The sequence below is a fragment of the Roseovarius mucosus DSM 17069 genome, assembly GCF_000768555.3.
Classification (GTDB): domain Bacteria; phylum Pseudomonadota; class Alphaproteobacteria; order Rhodobacterales; family Rhodobacteraceae; genus Roseovarius; species Roseovarius mucosus.
The window spans coordinates 393,641-417,040 of sequence record NZ_KN293980.1 but is presented as its reverse complement, the minus strand read 5'-3'; the positions used below and the strand labels follow the sequence as shown (position 1 = coordinate 417,040).

Annotated in this window: 27 protein-coding genes; 9 read left to right on the top strand and 18 right to left on the bottom strand. The window is 63.3% G+C overall.

What is annotated here, in order from left to right; genetic code table 11:
* Positions 1 to 3: 3 nt before the first annotated feature.
* The 6 genes from ROSMUC_RS13210 to ROSMUC_RS13185 form a co-directional block, all read right to left on the bottom strand.
* On the bottom strand, positions 4 to 330 hold the full coding sequence (locus ROSMUC_RS13210) for a rod-binding protein (protein ID WP_052115349.1): 327 nt from the start codon (positions 328 to 330) through the stop codon (positions 4 to 6).
* Positions 331 to 343: 13 nt separating this feature from the next.
* On the bottom strand, positions 344 to 1,456 hold the full coding sequence (locus ROSMUC_RS13205; protein WP_037274134.1) for a flagellar basal body P-ring protein FlgI: 1,113 nt from the start codon (positions 1,454 to 1,456) through the stop codon (positions 344 to 346).
* 11 nt (positions 1,457 to 1,467) lie between these two features.
* Positions 1,468 to 2,130 (bottom strand): flagellar basal body L-ring protein FlgH, encoded by a 663-nt coding sequence (locus tag ROSMUC_RS13200; protein WP_245875178.1) that lies wholly within the window; start codon positions 2,128 to 2,130, stop codon positions 1,468 to 1,470.
* A gap of 11 nt (positions 2,131 to 2,141) precedes the next feature.
* Entirely contained in the window at positions 2,142 to 2,930 is a 789-nt protein-coding gene (gene flgG / locus ROSMUC_RS13195) for a flagellar basal-body rod protein FlgG (RefSeq protein WP_037273792.1), read from the bottom strand.
* A 120-nt stretch (positions 2,931 to 3,050) separates the two neighbouring features.
* Positions 3,051 to 3,692, bottom strand: a complete 642-nt coding sequence (locus ROSMUC_RS13190; protein ID WP_052115348.1) for an SEL1-like repeat protein — start codon at positions 3,690 to 3,692, stop codon at positions 3,051 to 3,053.
* Positions 3,693 to 4,070, bottom strand: a complete 378-nt coding sequence (locus ROSMUC_RS13185) for a hypothetical protein (protein ID WP_102105956.1) — start codon at positions 4,068 to 4,070, stop codon at positions 3,693 to 3,695. It abuts the gene before it with no gap.
* A gap of 118 nt (positions 4,071 to 4,188) precedes the next feature.
* Between ROSMUC_RS13185 and ROSMUC_RS13180 the strand changes: the two genes are divergently transcribed.
* The gene (locus ROSMUC_RS13180) at positions 4,189 to 4,689 is read left to right on the top strand and encodes a hypothetical protein (RefSeq protein WP_037273790.1); all 501 of its coding nucleotides are present in this window, start codon (positions 4,189 to 4,191) and stop codon (positions 4,687 to 4,689) included.
* A gap of 64 nt (positions 4,690 to 4,753) precedes the next feature.
* Positions 4,754 to 4,891 (top strand): hypothetical protein, encoded by a 138-nt coding sequence (locus tag ROSMUC_RS21035; RefSeq protein WP_206018453.1) that lies wholly within the window; start codon positions 4,754 to 4,756, stop codon positions 4,889 to 4,891.
* 20 nt (positions 4,892 to 4,911) lie between these two features.
* On the opposite strand, the gene ROSMUC_RS13175 is transcribed toward ROSMUC_RS21035, so the two are convergent.
* The 12 genes from ROSMUC_RS13175 to ROSMUC_RS13125 form a co-directional block, all read right to left on the bottom strand.
* On the bottom strand, positions 4,912 to 5,133 hold the full coding sequence (locus ROSMUC_RS13175) for a hypothetical protein (RefSeq protein ID WP_037273785.1): 222 nt from the start codon (positions 5,131 to 5,133) through the stop codon (positions 4,912 to 4,914).
* Positions 5,133 to 5,462, bottom strand: coding sequence for a hypothetical protein (locus ROSMUC_RS13170; RefSeq protein WP_037273783.1), 330 nt, complete (start codon positions 5,460 to 5,462; stop codon positions 5,133 to 5,135). Before ROSMUC_RS13170 ends, ROSMUC_RS13175 begins: the two co-directional genes overlap by 1 nt.
* Positions 5,459 to 5,857, bottom strand: a complete 399-nt coding sequence (locus ROSMUC_RS13165; RefSeq protein WP_037274128.1) for a flagellar export chaperone FliS — start codon at positions 5,855 to 5,857, stop codon at positions 5,459 to 5,461. The genes ROSMUC_RS13170 and ROSMUC_RS13165 overlap by 4 nt, the downstream gene beginning before the upstream one ends.
* Before the next feature lie 96 nt (positions 5,858 to 5,953).
* Positions 5,954 to 9,673, bottom strand: coding sequence for a chemotaxis protein CheW (locus tag ROSMUC_RS13160; protein ID WP_206018452.1), 3,720 nt, complete (start codon positions 9,671 to 9,673; stop codon positions 5,954 to 5,956).
* Positions 9,674 to 9,710: 37 nt separating this feature from the next.
* On the bottom strand, positions 9,711 to 10,115 hold the full coding sequence (locus ROSMUC_RS13155; RefSeq protein WP_037273780.1) for a response regulator: 405 nt from the start codon (positions 10,113 to 10,115) through the stop codon (positions 9,711 to 9,713).
* Between the two features lie 70 nt (positions 10,116 to 10,185).
* On the bottom strand, positions 10,186 to 11,991 hold the full coding sequence (locus ROSMUC_RS13150) for a methyl-accepting chemotaxis protein (RefSeq protein ID WP_170062568.1): 1,806 nt from the start codon (positions 11,989 to 11,991) through the stop codon (positions 10,186 to 10,188).
* Between the two features lie 147 nt (positions 11,992 to 12,138).
* Positions 12,139 to 12,660, bottom strand: a complete 522-nt coding sequence (locus tag ROSMUC_RS13145) for a chemotaxis protein CheW (protein ID WP_037273777.1) — start codon at positions 12,658 to 12,660, stop codon at positions 12,139 to 12,141.
* Positions 12,661 to 12,662: 2 nt separating this feature from the next.
* On the bottom strand, positions 12,663 to 13,151 hold the full coding sequence (locus tag ROSMUC_RS21580; protein ID WP_281256615.1) for a CheB methylesterase domain-containing protein: 489 nt from the start codon (positions 13,149 to 13,151) through the stop codon (positions 12,663 to 12,665).
* Positions 13,066 to 13,791, bottom strand: coding sequence for a chemotaxis protein CheB (locus ROSMUC_RS21575; protein WP_052115343.1), 726 nt, complete (start codon positions 13,789 to 13,791; stop codon positions 13,066 to 13,068). Before ROSMUC_RS21575 ends, ROSMUC_RS21580 begins: the two co-directional genes overlap by 86 nt.
* Positions 13,791 to 14,600, bottom strand: a complete 810-nt coding sequence (locus tag ROSMUC_RS13135; protein ID WP_037273774.1) for a CheR family methyltransferase — start codon at positions 14,598 to 14,600, stop codon at positions 13,791 to 13,793. The genes ROSMUC_RS21575 and ROSMUC_RS13135 overlap by 1 nt, the downstream gene beginning before the upstream one ends.
* Complete coding sequence (locus ROSMUC_RS13130) at positions 14,600 to 15,811, bottom strand: chemotaxis protein CheA (RefSeq protein ID WP_037273772.1); 1,212 nt, start codon at positions 15,809 to 15,811, stop codon at positions 14,600 to 14,602. Before ROSMUC_RS13130 ends, ROSMUC_RS13135 begins: the two co-directional genes overlap by 1 nt.
* 139 nt (positions 15,812 to 15,950) lie before the next feature.
* On the bottom strand, positions 15,951 to 16,259 hold the full coding sequence (locus ROSMUC_RS13125; RefSeq protein WP_008279897.1) for a hypothetical protein: 309 nt from the start codon (positions 16,257 to 16,259) through the stop codon (positions 15,951 to 15,953).
* 364 nt (positions 16,260 to 16,623) lie between these two features.
* Here ROSMUC_RS13125 and ROSMUC_RS13120 point away from each other — a divergent pair, with 364 nt between their 5' ends.
* From ROSMUC_RS13120 to ROSMUC_RS13090, 7 genes are read left to right on the top strand one after another with little or no spacing between them, the layout of a single operon-like run.
* Positions 16,624 to 17,760, top strand: coding sequence for a sigma-54 interaction domain-containing protein (locus tag ROSMUC_RS13120; RefSeq protein WP_037273769.1), 1,137 nt, complete (start codon positions 16,624 to 16,626; stop codon positions 17,758 to 17,760).
* 12 nt (positions 17,761 to 17,772) lie between these two features.
* Positions 17,773 to 18,099, top strand: a complete 327-nt coding sequence (gene fliE / locus ROSMUC_RS13115; protein ID WP_037273767.1) for a flagellar hook-basal body complex protein FliE — start codon at positions 17,773 to 17,775, stop codon at positions 18,097 to 18,099.
* Positions 18,100 to 18,130: 31 nt separating this feature from the next.
* The gene (gene fliF / locus ROSMUC_RS13110; RefSeq protein WP_037273764.1) at positions 18,131 to 19,825 is read left to right on the top strand and encodes a flagellar basal-body MS-ring/collar protein FliF; all 1,695 of its coding nucleotides are present in this window, start codon (positions 18,131 to 18,133) and stop codon (positions 19,823 to 19,825) included.
* On the top strand, positions 19,822 to 20,859 hold the full coding sequence (fliG, locus tag ROSMUC_RS13105; protein WP_052115342.1) for a flagellar motor switch protein FliG: 1,038 nt from the start codon (positions 19,822 to 19,824) through the stop codon (positions 20,857 to 20,859). The genes fliF and fliG overlap by 4 nt, the downstream gene beginning before the upstream one ends.
* 4 nt (positions 20,860 to 20,863) lie before the next feature.
* A complete protein-coding gene (locus tag ROSMUC_RS13100) occupies positions 20,864 to 21,652 on the top strand; it encodes a FliH/SctL family protein (protein ID WP_052115341.1) in 789 nt (262 codons plus the stop codon).
* Positions 21,649 to 22,983 (top strand): FliI/YscN family ATPase, encoded by a 1,335-nt coding sequence (locus ROSMUC_RS13095; RefSeq protein ID WP_037273757.1) that lies wholly within the window; start codon positions 21,649 to 21,651, stop codon positions 22,981 to 22,983. The genes ROSMUC_RS13100 and ROSMUC_RS13095 overlap by 4 nt, the downstream gene beginning before the upstream one ends.
* Positions 22,980 to 23,396, top strand: a complete 417-nt coding sequence (locus ROSMUC_RS13090) for a hypothetical protein (protein ID WP_037273754.1) — start codon at positions 22,980 to 22,982, stop codon at positions 23,394 to 23,396. The genes ROSMUC_RS13095 and ROSMUC_RS13090 overlap by 4 nt, the downstream gene beginning before the upstream one ends.
* Positions 23,397 to 23,400 lie beyond the last annotated feature (4 nt).

Genomic DNA, 23,400 nt, shown 5'->3' with positions numbered 1-23,400 from the left:
GGTTTACTCCTGTACCCCGCCCAGATGGGCAGAAAACTGGCGATAGATTGCCTCGGACAGGCCCAGACCCGCGCGCCCGGCCCCCACCTCGGTCAGCGTACTGTCGAGCAAGGATTGGGCTGTCTGGGTCGCAGAACTTTCCGTCAACGAGTCTCCAAACGACGCGGCGCGCCCCGATTGTAGGATCTGGTTGAGAAAAAGTGCCTCGAAGCCCTCCGCCGCGCCGCGCAGCCGGTCCGCGTCGCGCGTGGCCTTGGTGGCAATCTTGTCGTCGGACAGGCTAGAAGCCTGGCGCGCGTCAAACGCTGTGGCAAGCGGCGGCAAGGTCATGGCGATGCGCTCCTCAGATCACGATCAATTCGGCGCGCAGCGCACCCGCCCGGTGCAGCGCCTCGAGAATGGCCACCAGATCGGCGGCACTCGCCCCAACGGCATTGATCGCATCGACCAGCGAGGCCAACGACACACCCGGATCAAAGACGAAGGCGGGGTTGTTTTCCTGCTGCACGTCAATCTGCGTATCCGGTGTCACCACGGCATTGCCCGGCACCACCACGCCGCCATCCTGGCCATTGACGACCGTTGCGGCCTGATCGACATTGAAATCCTCGTTCACCCGCACCGTGAGCGAGCCATGCGAGACGGCAGCGGGCGTCACCCGCACCATGCCACCAATGACCACCGTGCCGGTACGCGCATTGATGATGACCTGCGCCGGCGGCGCAGCGGGATCGACATCGATATCCTGCAAGAGCCCCATGAACGGCACGCGTGCTGCCGGATCGGCGGGCGCACGCACCCGCACCGAACTGCCGTCAAAGGCAACGGCCACGCCCTCGCCAAACTGCGCATTGATCGCATCGGCCACATTGCTCGCGGTCGAAAAATCCGGGCGGTTGAGATTCAGCACAAAATATTCAGTTTCGAGAAAGGATGTCTCGACCATCCGCTCGACCGTTGCACCACGCGGTACGCGGCCCACGGTGGGCACATTGACCACCACTGATGAGCCGTCACCGCCCTGAACCCCCAGACCACCGACCACCAGATTGCCTTGGGCAATGGCATAGACCTCGCCATCCGCCCCCATCAGCGGCGTCATCAGGAGGGTGCCACCCTGCAACGACTTGGCCTTGCCAGCAGTCGAAACCGTGACATCCAAAACCTGACCCGGCTTGAGAAAGGGTGGCAATTCCGCCGTCACCATCACCGCCGCCGCGTTCTTGGCATCCAGATCATTGGTCCCCACCTCGAGCCCGAGACGCGAGATGATGGATTGCATGGATTGCCGCGTCAGCCCCGAATTGCCATCGCCCGACCCATTGAGGCCCACGACAAGGCCATAACCCACCAACGGGTTTGACCGCACCCCGGCCACATCGGCCAGATCCTTGAGCCGGTCGGCCAGCGCAGCCCCTGGCACAAGGCAGACAAGCAACAGCAAAAAGCGCAACATACCCGCGCCCATCATAGCGGCGACACGGTTTCAAAGGCGCGGCGCAGCCAGCCTTGCTTGGCGGTATCAGCCACGTCACCGGCACCCACATATTTGATCTCGGCATGAGCGATCCGGTCAGACCGCACGACGTTGTCGGCGGAAATATCCGTGGGCCGCACCACGCCGCGCAGGCGGATGTATTCCTGACCATTATTGAGCGTGAGTTGCTTTTGCCCAACGATTTCCAAATTGCCACCGGGCAGCACCCGCACAACGGAAACCGACACACGGCCCGTCAGAGAATTGGACTGCGTGGCATTGCCCCGTCCGGCATAGCTGCGGGTGGTGCCACTGGTCAGCCGCCCATCGTCAAAGCCGAAAGACAGAACGTCGGGCAGGTCCAGCTCGAAGCTGTCGGTCTTGCTAGAACCCGCCGCCTGCGACTTGCTGGCGGCAAACCGCTCGGAGAATTCGACCGTCAGAATGTCACCCACGGACCGCGCGCGCCGGTCGGCGACGAAGAGACCGTTGGAGTATCCGGCATAGATCGAGCCTGTCGGCATCAGGCGCGATTGCTGCACCTCTTCGACCGGGTAAACCGGTGCATAAAGCTCCGACTCCGCCTCTTCGATCTGGGTGGAACACCCGGCCAGCGCAACAATCGTGACAGCGGTGCAAGTAAGACGGCGCATCAGGGTCCCCTTCAGAGGTTATTGGCGAGATAGCTCATCATCTCGTCCGAGGCCGAGATGGAGCGCGAGTTGATTTCATAGGCGCGCTGCGCTTCGATCATGTCGACCAGCTCTTGCACCACATTGACATTCGAGGTTTCCAGCGTGCCCTGAAGCAAGGCCCCCATGCCGTCCTCGACAGGATTGCCCACGACCGGCGCGCCGCTGGCGGTGCTCTCGACCACAAAGGTTTCGCCCACCGGCTCTAGCCCACGTGGGTTGGCGAATTGCGCAAGGGTCAACTGCCCCACCTCTTCGGCCTCGACCGCATCGGGCAAGGTCACGCTGATAATTCCATCGCGGGAAATGCTGATGCTGGTGGCCTCGGGGGGGATCTGGATTTCGGGCTGCACGACATAGCCGCTCGACGTAGTCAGGACACCATCGGCATTCTGCGAAAACGTGCCGTTGCGGGTGTAACCGATCCGCCCATCGGGCATCAGCACCTGAAAGAACCCCTTGCCGTCAATCGCCAGATCAAGCGCGTTGTCGGTCGTGGTCAGGCTACCTTGGGTATACATCTTTTCGGTGCTGACCAGCCGCACACCCGTGCCCAGCGTCGTGGGGGCCGTCTGCTCGGTCGCCTCGGACGTCTGCGCGCCCGCAGGCCGCAGCGTCTGATAGAGCAGCGTTTCGAAGTTGGCGCGGTCGCGCTTGAATCCGGTGGTGTTGACGTTGGCCAGGTTGTTGGAAATCACCTGAATACGGGCTTGCTGCGCATTCAGCCCGGTTTTGGCCACATGCATCACGTTCGAGGACATCGGCGCTGCCTTTCCTGAGGTCTCTGTTCGATCTCAGTGTGCAAACCGCGTGCCAGCCCGATCAGGTCTTACGACCAATGCCCCGGCAATTTTAGCCCCATGCCCGAAAAAGGAGAGGGCTCACCGCCTCAAGTCGCGCGCGCAGGTCTCGGGGCGGGCGTCTTGGGGCATCGCTGCGCACCACTTGGCAAACTCTGCCGCCGCGCGCTCCTGTACCGCCAGCCGCGCCTTGGGCTCCAACTCGGCCATCGACACCTCGCGCAGCGCGAAAGCGCCAGGCTCCTCGAACGCGGCCCCAAGAGTGAACCACAGCGCGGCTTCGTCCATCTTGGCGGGCAGGCGCAACTGCGCCTCCACCCGGCCAATCGCCGCAAACTGTCCCGGCATGCCATCCTCGGCCCGCGCGCTCAGATCTGCTCTCAACCGATCCGCCAGCCGCGCCCGCGCGGCTTCTGTCAGACGCTCCAATAGCAGATCACTCACCGCGATTGCCCGCGTCTCGCCCGCCAGACGTGCGCGCCAGGCCCAATAGGTCGCCGCCTGATCGTCTTGCGGCACGCCCTGTCCGCGCGCCAGCATCACCGCCAGATTGACCTGCGCCGCGCGGTGCCCGGCCTGCGCCAGATCGGCAAAGATCGCCACAGCCGCCCCGGCTTGCCCATCTTGGGCAAGGGCCACGGCCCGGCCGAAATCCGGCGTGGACCCGGCCATCGCCGCCGCACCGCAAACCCAGACCGCAGAAGCCAGCAGAAACCGCCGCATCTATTTGCCCGCCATCATCACCAGTTGCAGATACATCATGCGCCGCCGCTCGCCATCGGGGCGCTGCTCATAAACCACCAGGCGATGCCGCTGCGTCGGCGTCATCTCGACATCAATACTGACCGTCTCGGGCAAATGAATATCATGCTGCGCCAAGAGCGCCTTGGGATCGGCCAAGAGTGCGGTGCTGAAGGCGCGGTCGATCCAACTCCGCGCCAAGGCACGCCCAAGGATTTCCGGCAAATGCCGCTCGACCAGCGAGATATCGTGCAGATTGGTGCTCCGCCGCACCAGAGGAAAGGCGTCGGGGGTCTGACCCGGCGCGGCCTGTCCTGCAGCCCGGCGCAACATCCTGAATTTCGACAAGGCGCCCGCCACTCTGCCACTCCTTCTGGTTTCTCTGCGTCGCGCAGGCGACACGGTTCCGCACACGTACAACGGCAAAAAACCGTGTCAGTTTAGCGCCGCTTGGCGCGGTCCTTGCATTTTGCCCTGCATGACCCGGATTTCATCCCGCCAACCGCTCATCATCTTTGCCCTGACAGCAAGTCTCGGGCCAATAGCGCTTGGGGTCGCAAGCCTCTGGATCCTGCGTCAGGTCCCCGCTGTGCCGCAGCTATCGGCCTCGCCTGCGCCCACGTCAGAGGCCCCCGCCGGGCCCGAGCCGCGCCGCTATCTGCCGCTCAGCCTGCCGGTGACGGTGACGCTGCCCGACGGCGGCGGCACGCTCAGCATCGGTTTGGGCATTGCCCTGCGCGAGGCGGGTAGTCTCGAACTTATGGCCCGGCTGTCCGACCGCCAACTCGAGGCACAGGCCGAACTGGCCGAGGTCGTGCTGCGCGCTGCCGAGAGTTATCCCGCCGACACCCGCCTCGCGGCGCTACGCAACAGCCTGCCCGAGACACTGAAAGAGGCGATGAACGCCCGGCTGATCGCCATGAGCGAGGAGCCTGCCATTCTAGAGGTTCTGATACTCGACTGGGCCCATGCGCCCTGATTGGCAGGCTTCTTGCAGCCCCGAAACAAATGCCAAGCCCGTGAAAGGAAATCCCATGATCGCTATGCGCCAGACCTTCATTCCCGCCCCCGGCACCGATCCGCACAAGATGGGCGTTGAACTCGTACTCTGCGACGAAAATGGCGAACCGCGGCGTCAACATGTCTGGGGTCTGGTGCGTTTGCTGCGCCGCCTCTGCTGAGGTGAAGCAGCCTAGTACCATCAGCGACGCTGCCGCATATGGTCACGAAACCGCAGACCAAAGCCCAAGCCGCCCACGGCACAAATTCCCCAACCGATCATCAGCGGTGCCGGCATCAGCCCCGCCACCGCCGTTGCCCATCCGGGTTGCAGGTAAATCCCTGCGATCAACCCGCCCGCGATCGTCAGAAACATCCGCAGCCGCAGGCAGGTGGCGCAGGTCTGTTCCTGCCTGCCCGCCATCAGCGCGGCCCAGCCTTGCGATCGCAGTTCAGATAGACAAGATTTGCCCGACCGCGCCCCGCGCGCTGCGCCGCCTTGGCCGAAAGCATATCGGCGGTGCGCCGCACGGCATCGAGCGCCTCGGCAAGGATCGCGATGCGATCCTGCGCGCCATCCTCAGACAAGGACGCACCACCCACCAGCGCAATAACCGCGCAGCGCAGGGCATGATCGGCGCGCGACACCGCCGCCTGATCCCCCGTCTCTGCGGCTTCGATGAGCGCCTTCGTCAAGCTCCGTATCTGATCGCCAAGAAGGCTATAGGTCATCTGCTGCACCACACGTGTCATACCGCCTGCGCCTTGACCTGCGACCCGATTTGCTGCCAAGCGTCCAGAATATCGCCCATTGCGGCGGCAGCCTCTGCCAGGCGCGCGCCCTCTTCACCGCGCAACCCCTTGAGCACGTGGAACCGCGCGAATTCATAAAGCTGGAAAAGATCCCCCGCCAAATCGCCGCCCGCCTCGAAATCGAGGCTCGATTGCAGGATATAGATCGCGGTCAGAACCCGGTTGACGTGATCCGACGGCAACGGGCGCGCCTCTTGTTGGGTGCGCGCCAAGACACCGAGCGAGCGGTTGAGTTCCCGAAGCGTGACAAAAACGATGTCATAGGGATCGGTGGCGGATTCCTGCACGAGGGTCTCGGCCTGACGGTAACGGGAACGGGCGAAGGCGAAACTCATCGAAACTTCCTTTGACATGATTGCCAGATGTGTTTTTCAAAACGGCAAATCACGTCAGGATGTTAGCCCCGGCAGTATTCCTGCCGGGGCCTGGCCTCAGGCCGCGACGCTGGCCTTGCGCTCATCACCCGAAACCAAGGCGCTGACGGCCACAACCATGCCCACCTCGCCCCCCGAAAGGACAGCAATACCGCTCATGTCGCGCATCCCGGACAAAACGCCCTGCAAGGGGCGCAACATCACAAGCTGCTGACCCAAGAGTTCATCAACCGGGATTGCGATGCGCGTCTCATTGCTGCTTACCACCACATAGAGTCGCGCACCGCGCGCCACCTCTGCGGCCTCGGGCATCAACGGATGCACCGGTACCAACGCACCCTCATCGATATTGAGCATCCGTGTTGCCCCAGAAGCCGACACTGGCAAGATGCGGTCGGTCTGAAGGATACGGTGAATCGCATCCACGGGCAGCACATAGCGCACATGCCCCACCCGCACCACCATACCATCAAGCACAATCATATGCTGCGGCACCCGCAGATGGAATCGCACCCCAGCCCCGGCAGGTAGGCTGACACGGCGCAGCGCGCCCTTCTTGCGAACCATCTCATCGGCCAGCGCGGCATAGGCAGGGGAAGCCGGAGCCTCGGGACTGTTATCGGTCAGCTCGACCCGCACGTGATCGCTCTCGGCCTCGACCGATATATGGAACCGCGATGCGGGATATTCCCCAGTCAGCCGCAGATTGACCAGAGTCTTGAGCGGCCCGCGCAATTCCTCGATCAACATCTGGTCGAGCATCGCGTCGCCGCCGACATAGGTGACAGAAGCATCGACACCGATCTTGCGCGCGCGCGTGGCCACATAGGCCTTGAGCGGGCGCAACAGCACTTCGGCAGGGCGCGACCGTTGCGCCACGCTTTCCTGTTGCAGATGCGACAACTCTGCCGAAAGCTGCGCGCCCGACTCGCTGATTTCCTGAAGTCGCAGATGGTGCTGGTCCAGCCGGTCGCGCAGGACCGAGCGCACGCGCTGCTCCAATTCGCCCACCCCAGCGGCGCGCAGCGCCTCCATCACATCCTGCACCAGATCGACCGAAGCAAGCTGTGTCAGCTCATGCTCCAACTGCGCGTGGCTGGCGGAGATAGCCCCCACCGCCTCGAGCAAGGCCAGACTGTCGCCCACATCCGACATCGGGATGAGATCAAACGTGTCGGGCTCTGCCGCTGCGGCCTCTGGTGCTTCGCGCACCTTGAGAGCCTGCGCCATCATCAGCCGCGTGCCTGTCGGATCCAGCATCGCGAGCCGCTCGACCATCCGGTCCTCTTCGAGGCTTGACGCCACGAGGAAATCAAACAGTGTGGCCTTGTCCAGAAACACCGTGACGTTGGTGATCATCCGCACGACGCCCGTGGTGATCCACTCAAGGAACCCCTGCGCCAGTGCATCATCGTCATTCAGGTCAGCCCGCAGCACGTAGAAATGCATGCCCTCCTTGATCGCCTCATGGGCGGTCTTGACGCTCTCCGGTGACATCACCCGGTGGAATTCCGGCGGCAGGCCCAATCGCGATTCGATGCTCTTGGCGGTCATCACGCCGCTGGCTACGAAACAGGCGTTGGTCGCCTCTTCGAACATCTTTTCAATCCGCGAGGTATCGGGCGTATCCCCCTGATCCAGCGCATCGAACACCAGTTCCATCGTGTCGACAAACCCGCGCCCCATCTGAAGCAGGATCACATCCGGGGCCTTCTGGTCAACGCGCACCCGCGCGAAGAGGTCGATCAGCGCCATCGTAAGTTGCGAGGCCGTGTCGATCCGGTAATTCAGACAGGCGAAATGCACCTGCCGCATCAATGTGTCAAACGCCGGGAACCAGTTGGCCCCCGCCTCCACGCTGCGCGCCTCCATTCCCTTGCGCAGGCTTTGCAGCGTCTCAAAGATATGTTCAACGCACCAAGCGCCCAAGAGCTTGCTTGGTGGCATCATCTCAGTATCGAACACCGACGCGGGTAAACTGCGCTCGACGCTGACCAATTCCTCATACAACGCCAGTTCAGCAGCGCGATACGCATGGCCCGCCGGCTCTTGTGACAGCCTGTGGGCGCTGTCAACCAACCGCACGTATCCGCGCGGCGCAGCCAGATCGGCAATCCGCTCGGCCAGGTCGCGCCGCTCGTCCATTGTGCAAGGCGTATCGCTCCCCATCCGCGTGCCCTGATCGGCAATCAGCGGGTAAAGCTCTGCGACAGCTTGGAAAAAAGCCCGGCCATCGGCGGCCGGATCAATTGGGCCGCGCGTTTGCACCGGGGCGGCGTCAGCGCCGCCAAAATCTTGCGCTGCGCGCGCGCGCACCGCCGCAACATGGCCTTTTGCCGCGGCGTGGCCAATGCCTTTGGCCTCGGCTATTGGATCGAGCAGCGCGACCCAACCGGCCAGATCAAGCTGTTGCGCGGCATAGCGCAGACCATCGGCCTCCTTGCGCAGGGCGGCGGGGCTGGAGTCCTCCGACCAATTCGCGCAGAGCGCGTCCAGTTTTTCAAGCGTCTTGGCCACCATATCGGCAAAGATCTGGTGATAGGTCTGATCGGCCCGTAGCTTGCCTTCCGTGACCTCGACCACGGGCTTGGGCCGCGCCGCTGCCTTCTTGGCCGGCGCGGCTTTGGCTTCCGCTTCGGGTTTCAGTGCGGGTTCGGGCTCTGCAACCGGTTCTGGGACCACATCGGCGGCGGGCTCTGGCATCGGCTGTGGTTCGGGGGCGGGCTCTTCGGCAACCTCAGGCGCGGCGCTCTCCCCGCTCAACAGGCGGCGGATCGCGGCACTCAGGTCTCGCGTTGCGGCGAGGTCCGGCGCATCTCCGCTCAGGACCGGCTCCAACAAGGCCAGCCAATCGGCAAAGTTCAGTTGCCCGGCGGCATAATGCAGGTTGTCCGCCTGCTTGCGCGCGGCGCTCGGGCCGGAGTCATCGGCCCAATCCGCGACCAGCGCATCGAGCGCGGCGCAGGTCTTTTCGGCCATTTCGTTGAAAATCTTGTGATGCTCCGGGTCGGGTGCCAAGAGCTTGCCCTCTGTCACCTCGGCCACGGTCTTGACCTGCGGCGCGGGTTCGGGTTCGGGCCCCGCCTCCGGCTCAACTTCGGGCGCTGAGGCCTCTTCGACTTCAGGCTCGGCTTCGGGCTCTGACTCGTCCTCCGGTTCGTCATCATCGCCTTCGAATTCGTCGAAATCCGCACCGTCGCCTCCGTCCAACTGATCCAGCAAACCAGCCAGACCCATGTCAAAGACCGGGGCCTTGGCTTTGGGCGCCGATATGGGGGCCGGTTCAGGTTCAGGTTTCGGTGCGGGCACTTCTTCGGCGGCATCCACCTGTGGAACAACTTCGTCCTGCGGCGCGGGCGCGACCGCGTCGGTCTCTCCCCCTGTCAAACGCCCGATCATCGTGCGCAAATCCTGCTTGAGCCCAGCTGTCGGGCCCGGCTCCACATCGGCTCGGGTGTCGGCTGTCTCTTCGAGCATGCCGCGCAGCGCATCGCCGGTGCGCATCAGAATATCGGTGATCTCAGCACTCAGCGGCACACCTTCGTCACGCACCAGCCCGATCAGATCCTCGGCCAGATGTGCCAAACCCTCGACCTGCGCCAATCCCAGCACGCGAGAGTTGCCCTTGAAGGTATGGACGGCCCGGAACAGCGCGCCGATATGCGCACCCATGTCGCCTGCGCCCCCGTCGAGGGCATCCAGCGCCGCTTCCATCGCGTCAAGGGACTGCGCGCCGTCATCGGCATACAGCATCCAGATTTCGTCCATCTCATCCATCATGGTGTCACCCGCCCAGTGGGTTGCATTGTGGCCCTCAGGCCCCGACCAGCGCCCGCATCACGCGCGTCAACTCGTCTCCGGTCTTTTCCTCAAGGTCATGCGACACCGTGCCGGAGGGCTTGGAAACCACCCCATCCGCACCCAGTTCGCGTGCCTTGGCCGCCAGGGGCGAACCTTGCACTGTAACCGACGACAGCATGCAGATCTTGGCCCGCGTCTTGAGTTTGGCGTGACGCAGAAACTCAAGCCCGTCCATCACCGGCATCTCGATGTCGAGCAGGATCAGGTCGAGGTCCGGCAGATCTGGCAACTTGTCCAGCGCCTCTTGCCCATTGGCGGCCTGTGCCACCAGCTTGAAATCCTTGCGCGATTTCAGAAAGCTGGAGATGTAGAGCCGCATCATTGCGGCATCGTCCACCACCATCACATTGTAAACCATTGTCTTTTCTCCGAATTATCTGGAACTGAACGAGCAGAAAGCGGCACCGCGCCGCCCCTGCCCCGCCCCATCAGAAGCCGTTAAAGCCGCGTGCGTCGAGATCGAGCGATCCACCGCCGTTGACACGCCCGTTGGGCTTGCCGCTCATCATCGCCTGAATCTGCGCCAACATCTCAGGCGTGAGACCATTGAACCCGCTCATCGGCATGGCCGTAGCTGTACGACGCAGCTTGAAGCGACCGATTTCCTCTTTCATCTGCTGGGTCGCCGCGCTCATCTCGGCGGCTCCGGCGGCGAGTTCGTCCGCCTGCTGGCTGGTATCCAGTGCAGATTTGGCGATTTCGGACATGGCCATCGAAATCTGCGCAACACCGCGCGATTGCTCGGCCCCCGAGCGGTCGATCTCTTCGACGATTTCCTTGACCTGCGTGATCTGTTGGGAAATGCCGGTAAAGGCTTCGGAGGTTTCATCGGCGATCCGCACACCTGCATTAACCCGGTTCGACGCGTCCTCGATCAGATCCGAAGTTTCGCGCGCCGCCTTGGCGGACCGTCCCGCAAGGTTGCGCACCTCTTGTGCCACCACGGCAAAGCCGCGCCCGTGCTGTCCCGCCCGCGCCGCCTCGACCGCCGCGTTCAGCGCCAGAAGGTTGGTCTGGAAAGCGATTTCGTCGATCACCTTGATGATCTTGGCGATGTCCTGTGACGAAGTCTTGATGCCATGCATGGCTGTGACCATGTCCTTGATCTTGGCGGCACCCTGATCGGCCAGCCCCACGGCGCTGTTCGCGAATTTCGACGCGTTCTGTGTCGACTCGGCATTTGCGCGCACCTGCTGGTCGGTCTGGTTGACCGACGCAGACACCTCTTCGACCGAGGCCGAGGCGACTTGGGAACTAGTCGAGAGGGTCTGGCTCGAATGGGCCACCTGGTTCACCGTGGTCGCGACCTGATCCACCTGTTCGGAGATCACCGCAAAGGCCCCGTTGAGGCTGCTGAACGCCTGCTCGAAGGACTCGATCACGCTGCGATATTCGCCCTTGAACTTGGACAGGTCCGCCTGCACGTCAAGATTGCCCGCGACGATGGAATCCGACAGCGTGCGAATTTCACTGACCACTTCTCGGAAATTGCCGCGCACCTTCTCGATGACGCGGTTGATGAAGACCTTCTTGCCGGGCAGCGTCGCGAAGGGCGCATCGAAATTGCCTTCGCCGAACTCCTCGACCACGGCGAGCGCGGCCTTCTTGGTGTCGATATGCGCCTTAACCATGGCATTCATCATCGCCGCTGAGCTGCGGACTTCAATCCGTTCGAACGCGTCATGGTCGACGAAGACATCGATATCACCGGCATCATGCGCGGCGGCCATTTTCTCTATCTCTGAGGTCAGAAGCTGGAACTGATTGAGCGCGAGGTCGTTCTCAGCCTTGACGCGCTTGATCTCGGTCACGTCTCGCCATTCCACCAGCACGAATTGCGATCCACGCTCGACACCGGCGACGGGGGTCGCGGTAAATTCCAGCGAGATGCCACCGACAACAAACGCCCCTTCATGCGGGCCGGTCATGTTGTCCATGATCCGCCGCTGGTAATGCGGGTTCTTGTGGAACACATCGACATTCTTGCCGATGATGTCGCGCGACCGGAAATTCGGCAGATCGCGGCGAATGTCGCTCTCGATCCGGTCGAACATCTGAAACGCGGACTCGTTGCAATAGAGGATGTTGTAATCCTCATCCGCAACCATGATGGGATTGCCAAGCGACGCCAGCAGCGTGGTGGCCACCACGCGCTTCGAGAATTCCGTTTCCTTCACATCGTCCATGGTGTCGTTGGCCTTGAGTTTGCTGTCGCGCGGGGATTGCGAGGTCATCTGTTCTGTCCTTTCGGTGTCGCCGGCGGGCTGGTCCGGCGCGGGCTGGGGTTGGGATGTCTCCGTCGTCGGCGTTGCGGCCGACCGGGACGTGAAAACGGGATTCTCATCGATCTCCGGGGGATTGGACTTTGGGGTAGCCATGGATCAGGCCTCGGCCATCATCGGCGGGATGAGGGCGTCATCCTCGACCAGAAGGTTGACATTGAGCAGGATCGCCACTCGCTCCTCCAGACGACCCAACCCCAACACAAGGCTGCGGCCCTCGGAGCCCGAGAAACTATGTGTCCGGTCAATCTGGCTCGCCGGAATGTCGAGCACCTCGTTGACGCCATCAACAATCAGACCCACCGGCGCATCGCTCACTTGCAGCACGATCACCACGGTGCGGTCATCATAGGCCTTGTCCGGCATACCAAAGCGCAGGCGCACATCCATAAGCGGGATCACCTTGCCACGCAGGTTGATCACACCCTTGATGTAATGCGGCACGTCCGGCACGCTCATGATACGTTGCAGCCCGACAATCTCGGTCACAACTCCGATCGACACCCCATAGAGTTCCGATCCGACCGGAAAGGTCAGATACATGGTGTCGATGGAATCCGACGGCTCGGCCTGGAGCTCGGTCTGTGGTGTCTGCGTATCGGCTAACGCGGTTTTAGTCATGGTCAGACTCCTCTATGGGTCATTCGGGGGGCCGGGGCGGCAGTTGCCCGCTGGGTTGCAGATGTCGTGCCAACCGAAGCCAGCAGTTTCTCCGCCATCTGGTCGAGCGGCACTTGTGCCAGCGCCGCCCCTCTCTCCCACGCGCGCGCGGGCATGCCGTAGACCAGCGATGTGGCCTCGTCCTGAACAAAGGTCTGCGCCCCAGCGAGACGCGCAGCCAGCAATCCGTTGGCACCGTCGCTGCCCATACCGGTCAGCACAGCGGCACTCAGGCGCGGCGCAGCAACTTTAGCGGCCGATGTCAGCAGAACGTCGATCGACGGCGTCGAATAACAAACCGGATCGCCTGCCGTCACCTCGACCGCCAAGCCACCCGCAGCGGCACGGCGCAGGCGCATATGCCGCTCACCTCCCGGCGCAATGAGGGCCAGACCGGGGCTGAGCCGGTCGCCCTGTCGGGGCCTCGCGCACCTCGATGGCACAGGTCGCATTGAGCCGTCGGGCAAAAGCCTCGGTAAAGCCGGCGGGCATGTGCTGAACAATGACGACAGGCGGGCAATCGACAGGCAACGCCTGCAAGACGGTGCCCAGCGCCTGCACCCCGCCCGTCGAGGCCCCAAGCGCGATCACCCACTCACGCGACAGCACAGGTGTCGCAAGGACTGGCGACGACACTGGCGCGGCAACCGCGACCGAGGTCTGCATCCGCTGCATATCGACCTGCGCCACCGCCCGCACACGCGCAGCTATGGTTGCCAGTGCGATCGTGTCCATCATGCCCGGTGCCACGCCTTGCGGCTTGGGCATCACATCGACCGCCCCGGCCTCCAGCGCCTCGATACTGCGCCGCGCCCCAAGCTGGGTTGTCGAGGACACCACGATGGTCGGGATACGCAGCCGCGCCGTGGTCTGACGCAGGAATTCCATACCGCCAAGCCCCGGCATTTCCAGATCGAGCGTGATCACATCCGGGCGGCGCACCATGACAAAGTCATACGCCTCTTCGGCGCTCGCGGCCTCGCCGATCACCTCGATTCCAGGATCAGCGCCAAGGGTCCGGGTCAAGAAACGCCGGAAGAAACTTGAATCATCGACAACAAGCACCGTTACGGGTGCAGCAGAGCGGGTCATTATGACCTCCTTCGGTAAAGACCGGTGGCGACAGGCTCCCAGAGGGTGCCCAGTTGGCGCACGGACTCCGTCACAGAGGTGATCAGCCAGCCACCCGGCTCGACCACGTCATAGAGGGCATTCACCGTGGCAACCTGATCGGCCCGGTCGAAATAGTAGAGCACGTTGCGGCAGAAGACGGCCTGAAACGGGCGGTTGAACGGATAGGGAGTCGCCTTGAGGTTCATGCGTCGAAAGGTACAAGCCCCGCGCAATTCAGGTGCCACCCGATATTGATCCAGCCCCGCAGGCGTGAACCAGCGCTTCACCCGCGCAGGGTCGGTCTGCGAAAACTGACGGGCGGAATAGATGCCCAACTCGGCCCGCTCGACCACCGGCTCGCTGATATCGGTGCCCAGAATATGCGTGCGGTTGAGCACGCCAGACCCCAACCGCTCGGCCAGCATGATCCCGAGCGTATAGGCCTCCTCCCCACTGGAACAGGCAGCCGACCAAAACCGGAATTCGGGGCGCTCCTTGAGTTCGGGCAAGGCCAGATCCATAAAATTGTCCAATACCTCGATCTCGCGGAAGAAATAGGTATGGTTGATTGAGGCCGCATGCAGCACCGCAAGCTGAAGGTCCTGCGCGCCTGCGCGGTCCAATTCACGTGCCAGATGGTTCAGATCAGGCAGTCCGAACCGCCGCAAAACGCGCTCCATACGCTGCCGCAGCAAATTGGCCTTGGACGGGCCAAAGGTGATCCCGCAGCGGCGGCTCAACCAATCGCGCAGCTGCTCGAATCCGGCCTGATCCGCGTGGACCTGCATCACCGCCCGCCTCCGTTAGCCAGCCGCTCGCAATCAAGCACCATCGCCACCTCGCCCGAGGACAAGAGCGCAAAGCCCCAGCTCGCGCGCACCCGCGTCAGCGTGCCCTCAAGCGGCTTCATCACCACCTGCTGACGATCAAGGATTTCATCGACCGGCACGGCAATCGGTCCAGAGGTCGACTCGAACACGATGAAGACCATTTCCGACAACGGCGGCAGTTCACTGCGCATGCCGTCGAAAAATTTTTCCAGCCGGCAGACCGGAATGAACCGATCCCGCTGCCGCAGCATTTCGCACCCACCCTCGGCGGCCAAGGCCAGATGATCCCCAAAGCCGGGTTTGACGATCTCGGCAATGTCGTCGATCGGCACGCAATAGAGCTGCGTGCCCAGCCGCAGGATCACGCTATCTAGAAACGCCAGCGACACCGGAATATGCAACGACACGGTTGTGCCTTTGCCTTCTTCGCTCTGCACCCCGATGCGCCCGCGCAGGTCCTTCATCGTGGTATTGAGCACATCCATACCCACGCCGCGCCCCGACAGGGTCGTCACCGACTCGGCGGTTGAAAAGCCAGGTTCGAAGATCGCTTTCCAGACGGCGGCATCTTCGGGCTCTTCGGTCGGGCCAAACAGACCCCGCTCGCGCGCCTTGGACAAGATTTTATCCCGGTTCAGCCCGCGCCCGTCGTCGATCACCTGAATCCGCACTTCGCTGCCCACCTGCGCGGCCGACAGGATAATACGCCCCGCAGGCGATTTGCCCGCCGCCTCGCGCTCGGCCGGCGGCTCCAGCCCATGATCGGCGGAATTGCGCACCACGTGCAGCAGCGGATCGTAAAGCCGATCCGCCACCAGCTTGTCGATTGATGTATCCTCGCCACGCATCACGAGGTCGATCTGTTTTCCAGTCTCGCGCTGCAATTCGCGCACCATGCGCTTGAGCCTGCGAAACACCTCATCCACCGGCACCAACCGCAGTTCACTCGCGGCGTCCTGCACCTCGCCTACGATCATCGACAGGCGATGCGCGGCCGCCTCGAACCCCACAAGGTCGAGATTGGCCAGTTCCGGCGCGTTGATAGTTTCGGATACCGACAGCGACAACTCTCCCACGAGGTCCATCAAGCGCCCGATCTTATCTGACGAAACGCGCAACAACGCGCCGCCCGAGGCCTGCTCGGGCACCTGCTCTGCACGCGCCGTCATGCCTGCGGCCCTCGTTCAGGACACAGTTTGTTTGGGAACACACTCGCCATGTGATCAGGTCTTTCTCAAACTGTCGGCTTGATTGCCGGTGACATCTGCACGCAGGACTGCAACCGGCGTGCCAGACTACGAAGCGCCGTCAGGCGGCATCTTCGGCATTCCCATCGAAATTGAAAATACAGACGCCCTCGAAGCCGGTAGATCGAAAGAGAAAGGTTTTCTTCATCGTCTGGATAAAGCCCCCGTGCTTCTTTTCGAAATTCTTGAGGTCCGCGATACTTGGAAAGAACAAGTTGACGGAAATGTCACCCTCTTTGCCAATCATGACGGTCAAGCCTGAGATACGGCATTCCGGAATCGCATTCCCCAGAATCTCCGTGATGAAAGGGGCCGCGATCTGTGCCGCATCGAGGCTTGGAAACTTGAGATGATACGTTTTCGATAACATTGTTGCCTACCAGTTGAGCTCTTCTGAGTTTCCAAACGGACCCTTGCTCAAAAATGTGAGCGCCCCGGCGACATATCTCCCGAGTATCTTTGGAGCGAGGATGATCGCTTTTGGCGAGAAACTGCGGTGAAAGTGCAAAGCGACCCAAAGGACAGCATCAAACATCTCACCGGGCGACGAAGCTTCGACAGGCAACGATCGACATTCCCCGTTTTCGTCGGATTTGCGACGTTTTCCCGGTTCTGAGAGCCAAATTTCCTCGCAATCCCACGCGATTGGCCAATTTTGCGGTCCAAATGGCCCCAAAACCCGCATGGCATGATCCCTGCTTACAGATTTCATATCGCAATCAACGAGGTTTCCCATGGCCGACATCTGCATCACCGCCGCGAATTTCCCTCAGGCACAGGCCCTCAAGGCGCTGCTCGACGGGCGCCGTCTGAATGTCCGCATCGGCTATCAGCCCACCTGTCACACGCTTGTTCAGGGCGCACCCGTGACCGACCAGCGCGCGCTGGTGGAACTGGCCCGCAAGCTGGGGGCGAAACGCATCGTGGTGATCGAGGGTCAGGCCGCAGAATTTGCCCTGCGCGAGGATCTGGGCGGACGCATGCTGACCGTATCGCTGCCCGACAGCGGCCTGCCCGCTCTGCGCGATGCAGCTCTGATGGCCGTGGCCGATCTCTTGGCAGCCCCTTTTGGCACTATGGTCGCCGCCGATCCGAACTCGGGCGCTCTCATCGACATGGCCCGCCGCGTTGCCCGCTTTGACGTCAGCGTCTTTATCAACGGCCCCACCGGCAGCGGCAAGGAAGTGCTGTCGCGCCTGATCCATGCGGCTTCGCCCCGCGCTGACAAGCCCTTTGTCGCCATCAACTGCGCCGCAATCCCCGAGAACATGCTCGAAGCGCTGCTCTTCGGCCATGAAAAAGGGGCCTTCACCGGTGCCAACACCGCCAACAAGGGCTATCTGCGCGCCGCAGATGGCGGCACGCTGCTCCTTGACGAGATTTCCGAAATGCCGATGGCGCTTCAGGCCAAACTCCTGCGCGTCATTCAGGAAAAGGTCGTGACCCCACTCGGTAGCCAAACCGAAGCCCCAGTCGATGTCCGCATCCTCGCCACCTCCAACCGCGATATGGAGGCCGAAATCGCGCGCGGCACCTTCCGCGAAGACCTCTACTATCGCCTCAACGTGTTCCCGCTGGAAACGCTGGCCCTCTCTGCGCGTCCGCAGGACGTGCCGGTGCTGGCCCAAGCGATGCTGCGCCGCCACACACCCGAGGGCCTGCCCACGCCGCTTTTGTCACCCGAGGCTTGCGACATCCTTGCCGGCCATTCCTGGCCCGGCAATGTGCGCGAACTGGAAAACGTCATGCAGCGCGCGCTGGTTCTGGCCGATGGCATGGTGATTGCACCTGAACACATCATGCTTGTTGCCCGCCCCACCTCTCTGTCCGCCGCCCGCCCCACCGCGGTTTTCGCCTCTCTCGCCGCCTGATCCTGACCTGCCATGAGCCTGACCGGCATCTCCTCTTCTGTCAGCATGATGCACGCCTCGCAGGCGGCATCTCGCCCTGACCCTATTCAGCGCCCGACCGCCATGGCCGACGCGCAGGGGCCGGGCTTTGCCGAACGGTTGGGCAAGGCGGTCGAGAGCGTGAATGCCCAACAGGGCAAGGCCGCACAGGCCGCCCGCGATTTTGAGACCGGGCGCACCGAGAACCTCGCTGCCGTGATGGTCGAACAACAGGTCGCGTCGCTTGGGTTCCAGATGACGATGCAGGTCCGCAACAAGGCGCTCACCGCCTATCGCGACATCATGAATATGCCGGTCTGAGGCCCAGACGAGAACCACGGAAGTAGAGACTATGGACGGACAGCAAACCACTCTCCCGGCTCAGGCTGGCGCCACGTCGCTTGTGCAGCGTGCGCGCCTCGCTCTCTCGGGCATGGATGGGTTCATGGCCCAGCCGGCCTTGCGCCGCGCCCTGCCCGCGATTGGCGTGCTGCTGGTCGTGACACTTGGGCTGGCGGCATGGCTGCTTCTGGCCCCTGCCGACCGCGTAACCCTGCATGCAGGTCTGCCCGAGGCCGAGAAATCCCGTGCTCTCGACGCGCTGACCGCCGCTGGTATGGACGCGCAGCTTGACCCCTCCTCTGGCGCTCTCACCGTGGCCGCCGATCAGTTTCACAGCGCCCGGATGCTCTTGGCCACCCAGGGCCTGCCCGCAGGGGCAACCGACGGCATGTCGGCAATTGACGAGATGCCTATGGGCACCTCGCGCCAGATTGAATCCGCGCGCCTGCGCCGGATGCAGGAACTGGACCTTGCCCGCTCGATCCAGGAGTTACGCCCGGTGCGCGCCGCCCGCGTGCATCTGGCCTTGCCGGAACGCAGCGCCTTTGTCCGCGACAGTCAGCCGCCGCGCGCGTCCGTTTTCCTGGAACTTGCCCCCGGCATGACCCTCGATCAGTCACAGGTGCGTGCCATTGTCAGCCTTGTTGCCGCCGCCGTGCCCGACATGCCGCGCGGCAATGTCTCGGTCGTGGACCAGACAGGCACGCTCCTGACCAGCCCCGAAGAAGACCCGGTGCAGGCCGAAGCCGACCGCCAGATGCAGCATCAGCGAAGACTGGAAGCCGTTTACCGCGACCGGGTGCTGGCGCTCCTCACGCCCATCGTGGGCGCAGGCAATGCCGCCGTGGAGGTGACGCTGGATATGGATTTCACCCGCTCTGAAATCACCAGCGAAGAATACCTGCCCGACACCGCCCTACGCAGCGAGCAGAGCAGCAGCCAGCAAACCTCCGGCGCTCAAGCTGGCGGCATTCCCGGTGCTGTCGCCAACACGCCCCCCAATGAGGCGCAGATGGCCGACGCCGCCAGCCAAGCGGCCAAGAACGGCACCACCAACAGCGCCAGATCCTCGACCCGCAATTACGAGGTCAGCCGCCGGGTAGAAACCCGCCAGCCCCAGACCGCCCAGATCAACCGCGTGCATGCCGCCGTGCTCTTGCACCGCCTGCCCACGCCCGCAGCCCCAGCCGAAGGTGACGCGGCACCAGCCCCCGAGGGCGTGCCGCTCGCGGAAATCGAGGCGTTGACCCGCTCCGCCATCGGCTTTGACGAGACCCGCGGCGATATCGTCACCGTGGCAAGTGCGCCCTTTGTCGTTGCCCCGTCGATGATCTCTGCCGAACGCTGGTACGACGCTGCCTGGCTGCCCACTTTGGGTCGAACCCTCGCACAACTGGCGCTCTTTGGCATCATCGTGCTGGGTGTCGTGCGTCCGATCCTCAACCGCCTGCTCCCGCCTGTCGGGGCCACCACCGCCACCACCGGCATGACCTATGGCGACGCCATCGAAGTACCCCGCGGCGAGAGCCTGTCTGCCCTGCGCCAGCGCCTTGAGACCGCAGCGCCCAACGCCGAAGATCTCAACGGGGCCATCACATATGAGGAAAAGATCGACCTCCTGCGCCAGATGGCAGGGGCCGAGACCAACCGTATCGCAGGCGTCTTCAAATCCATGATAGCCCCCACTGGTGAGGACCGTCCATGACCCTCGCGCTGCCTGCCCCTGCCGGTGCCCGCCCCGGTGCCGACCTGACCCCGGTACAAAAGGCCGCCATCCTGATGATGGTCTTTGGCGAAGAGACCGCCGCCCAGATTCTGCGCGCCCTCTCCCCGTCCGAAGTGCAGGTGTTGGGTGAGGCGATGTTCACCGTGCAGGGTGTCGACCATGACACGGTCGATGCCGTGCTCAACGAATTTCTCGGACTGGTCAGCAATCAGACCGGAATCGGCATTGGCGCGGGTAATTATGTGCGGCACGTGCTCGATCAGGCACTTGGCGCGCACAAGGCGCAATCAGTGCTCTCGCGCATCGTGCCCTCCAACAGCGAACGCCCGATTGAAATCCTCGACTGGATGGACCCCTCTGCCGTAGCCGAACTGATCCAGGATGAACATCCCCAGATCATGGCGCTGGTCATCGCCTCGCTCGACTATGCCCAGGGGGCAGAAGTGCTCAAACTGCTGCCGCCCGAGGCACAGCCCGAAATCATCCGCCGCATCGCCACGCTCAACACCGTGCAACCCGAGGCGCTGCGCGACCTCGAAGAGGTGATGCGCGCCAAGTTCAAGGCCAACACCACCCTGCGCGCCTCGCAGATCGGCGGCGTCAAGGCCGCTGCTCGGATCATGAACTTCACCCGTCAGGACATGGAAGAGCGGATCATGAAGGACATCCGCAAGGATGACAAAACGCTATCCGAGGATATTCAGGACAACCTCTTTGTGTTCGATTACCTCATCAAATCCGACGAGCGCGCTCTGCAAACCGTGCTGCGCGAGATCGAGAGCGACATTCTGATTCTCGCCCTCAAGGGGGCCAATCCCACCCTACGCGACAAGCTTCTGGGCTGTGTTTCGGCCCGCGCCGCCGCCAATATCATGGACGAAATGGAGGCCATGGGCCCGGTGCGCCTAAGCCAGGTGCAAGAGGCCCAGAAGCAGGTCATCACCGTCGCCCGCCGCCTCTCGGACGAGGGCAAGATAACGCTCGCCGGACGCGGCGGCGAAAAGATGGTCTGAGACCATGACCGCCATGCCCGCCCCTGACCTCCCCCCTGAGCCCGGCGCGCTCACGCCTGAGGATCTGCTGGCCCTCGTGCGCCGCTCCTCTCAGCAATTCCAGCGCCGTGACCCCGCCAAGCCTGTGGCACAGTCCGAGAGCGGCTTTGCCCCGCAGGCCGTGGTGCGTCCCCTGCGCGCGCAGACGTCAGAGCCCGCGCCCGCGCCCGTCGACACAGCGCCCGAACCCACCGCCGCCACCTTCACCCCCGCACCGCCACCGCCCACTTTCGACATCGAGGCCGAGCGCCGCGTCGCCTGGGCCGAGGGCCACGCTGCCGCGATGCAGGAGATCGAGGCCGCCCGCGCCAAAGCGCGCGCCGAAGCCTTGGACGAGGCCCGCGCCACTGCGGCACAAGACATCGCCGAGGCGCGCGACGCCTTCACCGCCGCCGTCACCCGCCTCACCAGCGCGGAAAACGAGCGTCTCGCGGACCTGACCACAAAGCTGGAATTGGCCGTGCGCAATTTGGCCACCCAGCGCGCTGGGCAGAAGATTGACGAGGCTCCTCGTCCCTTTCTGCGCCGGATCGAAAAGATCACCCATCAGATTGCCGCCGGGGCCGAAGGAACCGTCGTGCTGATGAACCCCGCCGACCTCTTGGCGATCAAGCCGCATATCAAGGATTTCAGCCCACTGGCCAAAGGTCGGCTCTCGCCCGACACAACGCTCGGTCGCGGTGATTTACGCATCCGCATGGACGAGATCACCTTTGCCGACGCGATCGGCGAACGCAACGGGGGGCTGGCATGACCGACCTACTAGCACGTCTCACGCAGGCAACCGACGCCATGACCGAAGTACCGCCGCCCGGCTATTCGGGCCAGGTGTTGCGCTATGATGGTCTCATTCTCGAATGTGCTGGCTTTCCCGCCAGCCCCGGCACCCGCTGCCGGATAGATACCGAGGATGGCAAGGGTGCCACAGGTGAAATCGTGGGCTTTGCCAATGGCCGCAACCTGCTCTTTCTCGATCAACCCGGCGCGCGGATTACCCATGGCTGTCAGGTACATAAAATGCGCGGAGGCCACAATGCCGCCATGGGCGACGCCCTCTTGGGCCGCGTGCTCGACGCCGAAGGCGCGCCGCTCGACGGCTTTGGTCCACCTGATTGCCCGGACACCCGCTCGCTCTCGGGGCGCGAACAAAACCCGCTCGCGCGGCAACCCGTGGATGCCCCGCTCGATGTGGGCGTGCGCGTGATCAACGCGGCCCTCACCGTGGGACGCGGTCAGCGCGTGGGCATCATCGCAGGCTCTGGCGTCGGTAAATCCGTGCTCATCGAGATGATGACCCGCTATACCTCTGCCGATGTGATCGTGGTTGGTCTCATCGGCGAGCGTGCCCGCGAAGTGGGCGATTTCGTCGCCAAGGTGATGACCGGCGACAACCGCGCCAAGACCTGCGTCGTGGCCGTGCCCGCCGACCGCTCGCCGCTCCTGCGCCTGCGCGCGGCGCATCGCGCCACCGCCATTGCCGAATATTTCCGCGATCAGGGCAAACAGGTCATGCTGATCATGGACAGCCTCACCCGCGTGGCCCATGCCCGCCGCGAAATCGGTCTGGCGCTTGGCGAACAACCCACCGCCAAGGGCTATACCCCCTCGGTCATCTCGATGATTCCGGGCCTGATCGAGCGCGCCGGTCCGGGTCTGCCCGGTCAGGGCAGCATCACCGCATTCTATACCATTCTGGCCGATGGCGACGACACCACCAATGACCCCGTGGTCGACACCGCCCGCGCCATTCTCGACGGGCATTTCGTGCTTTCGCGCAATCAGGCGCAGATGGGCATCTATCCGGCCATCGACCTTACCCAATCGGTGAGCCGTGTGATGAAGGACATCGCCGAGAAACCCCACCACGCAGCCGCGCTGCGCCTGCGCCGCCTCATTGCCCTATATATGGAGAACCGCGACATGATGCTGATGGGTGCCTATTCCCCCGGTCAGGACGCCACGCTTGACGAGGCCGTTGCCCTATGGCCCCGGATCGAGAACTTCATCCGGCAAGACATCCACGAACCCGCCAGCCTCGAGGACAGCATCAGCGCCCTTTGCGCGCTGACTGGCGGTGCCGCATGAGCGCGCGTCAGCACCGCCTCCTGACCTTGATGGCGCGGCAGGAAAACCGCGAGTTGGGGCATCTCTCGATGCAGCTTGGCCATCTGCGCCAACAGGAAATGCAGCAATTCGACATGGCCGACCGTCTGGGTCAAATGCTCGATCAGAGTGCACAGGCCCCGGCCGAACCGATGACCCCCGGACAACTGAGCACCGCACATTTCATGGGCCGCACCCTCGTGCAACAGCTTGAGGCGACGCGCAGCCAGATGGCCCGCACACGTCAGGAACGCGCCGCGGTGGAACAGGACCTCTCGCAGCACCAGCGCCGCCAACAGATCCTGCAAGAGCGCGCCGACCTTAGCCGCCGCGCCCTGCATGTGGCCCGCGCCGAGGCAGAAGACAACGCCACCCTGCCCCGGCGCACGCGCTAGGGCG

Bases quoted from the DNA above. Each gene is read 5' to 3' on its own strand.
- ROSMUC_RS13090 (WP_037273754.1), top strand. From the start codon at position 22,980: ATGAGCGCGCGTCAGCACCGCCTCCTGACCTTGATGGCGCGGCAGGAA.
- ROSMUC_RS13130 (WP_037273772.1), bottom strand. From the start codon at position 15,811: ATGACGGCGCGTGCAGAGCAGGTGCCCGAGCAGGCCTCGGGCGGCGCG.
- ROSMUC_RS13100 (WP_052115341.1), top strand. From the start codon at position 20,864: ATGACCGCCATGCCCGCCCCTGACCTCCCCCCTGAGCCCGGCGCGCTC.
- ROSMUC_RS13205 (WP_037274134.1), bottom strand. From the start codon at position 1,456: ATGTTGCGCTTTTTGCTGTTGCTTGTCTGCCTTGTGCCAGGGGCTGCG.
- ROSMUC_RS13120 (WP_037273769.1), top strand. From the start codon at position 16,624: ATGGCCGACATCTGCATCACCGCCGCGAATTTCCCTCAGGCACAGGCC.
- ROSMUC_RS21035 (WP_206018453.1), top strand. From the start codon at position 4,754: ATGCGCCAGACCTTCATTCCCGCCCCCGGCACCGATCCGCACAAGATG.
- ROSMUC_RS13170 (WP_037273783.1), bottom strand. From the start codon at position 5,462: ATGACACGTGTGGTGCAGCAGATGACCTATAGCCTTCTTGGCGATCAG.
- ROSMUC_RS13125 (WP_008279897.1), bottom strand. From the start codon at position 16,259: ATGTTATCGAAAACGTATCATCTCAAGTTTCCAAGCCTCGATGCGGCA.
- ROSMUC_RS13155 (WP_037273780.1), bottom strand. From the start codon at position 10,115: ATGGTTTACAATGTGATGGTGGTGGACGATGCCGCAATGATGCGGCTC.
- ROSMUC_RS13190 (WP_052115348.1), bottom strand. From the start codon at position 3,692: ATGCGGCGGTTTCTGCTGGCTTCTGCGGTCTGGGTTTGCGGTGCGGCG.
- ROSMUC_RS13165 (WP_037274128.1), bottom strand. From the start codon at position 5,857: ATGAGTTTCGCCTTCGCCCGTTCCCGTTACCGTCAGGCCGAGACCCTC.
- ROSMUC_RS13145 (WP_037273777.1), bottom strand. From the start codon at position 12,660: ATGACTAAAACCGCGTTAGCCGATACGCAGACACCACAGACCGAGCTC.
- flgG (WP_037273792.1), bottom strand. From the start codon at position 2,930: ATGTCCTCGAACGTGATGCATGTGGCCAAAACCGGGCTGAATGCGCAG.
- ROSMUC_RS13180 (WP_037273790.1), top strand. From the start codon at position 4,189: ATGACCCGGATTTCATCCCGCCAACCGCTCATCATCTTTGCCCTGACA.
- fliF (WP_037273764.1), top strand. From the start codon at position 18,131: ATGGACGGACAGCAAACCACTCTCCCGGCTCAGGCTGGCGCCACGTCG.
- fliG (WP_052115342.1), top strand. From the start codon at position 19,822: ATGACCCTCGCGCTGCCTGCCCCTGCCGGTGCCCGCCCCGGTGCCGAC.
- ROSMUC_RS13175 (WP_037273785.1), bottom strand. From the start codon at position 5,133: ATGGCGGGCAGGCAGGAACAGACCTGCGCCACCTGCCTGCGGCTGCGG.
- ROSMUC_RS13160 (WP_206018452.1), bottom strand. From the start codon at position 9,673: ATGGATGAGATGGACGAAATCTGGATGCTGTATGCCGATGACGGCGCG.
- ROSMUC_RS13150 (WP_170062568.1), bottom strand. From the start codon at position 11,991: ATGACCTCGCAATCCCCGCGCGACAGCAAACTCAAGGCCAACGACACC.
- ROSMUC_RS13210 (WP_052115349.1), bottom strand. From the start codon at position 330: ATGACCTTGCCGCCGCTTGCCACAGCGTTTGACGCGCGCCAGGCTTCT.
- fliE (WP_037273767.1), top strand. From the start codon at position 17,773: ATGAGCCTGACCGGCATCTCCTCTTCTGTCAGCATGATGCACGCCTCG.
- ROSMUC_RS13200 (WP_245875178.1), bottom strand. From the start codon at position 2,130: ATGCGCCGTCTTACTTGCACCGCTGTCACGATTGTTGCGCTGGCCGGG.
- ROSMUC_RS21575 (WP_052115343.1), bottom strand. From the start codon at position 13,791: ATGACCCGCTCTGCTGCACCCGTAACGGTGCTTGTTGTCGATGATTCA.
- ROSMUC_RS21580 (WP_281256615.1), bottom strand. From the start codon at position 13,151: ATGCGACCTGTGCCATCGAGGTGCGCGAGGCCCCGACAGGGCGACCGG.
- ROSMUC_RS13095 (WP_037273757.1), top strand. From the start codon at position 21,649: ATGACCGACCTACTAGCACGTCTCACGCAGGCAACCGACGCCATGACC.
- ROSMUC_RS13135 (WP_037273774.1), bottom strand. From the start codon at position 14,600: ATGCAGGTCCACGCGGATCAGGCCGGATTCGAGCAGCTGCGCGATTGG.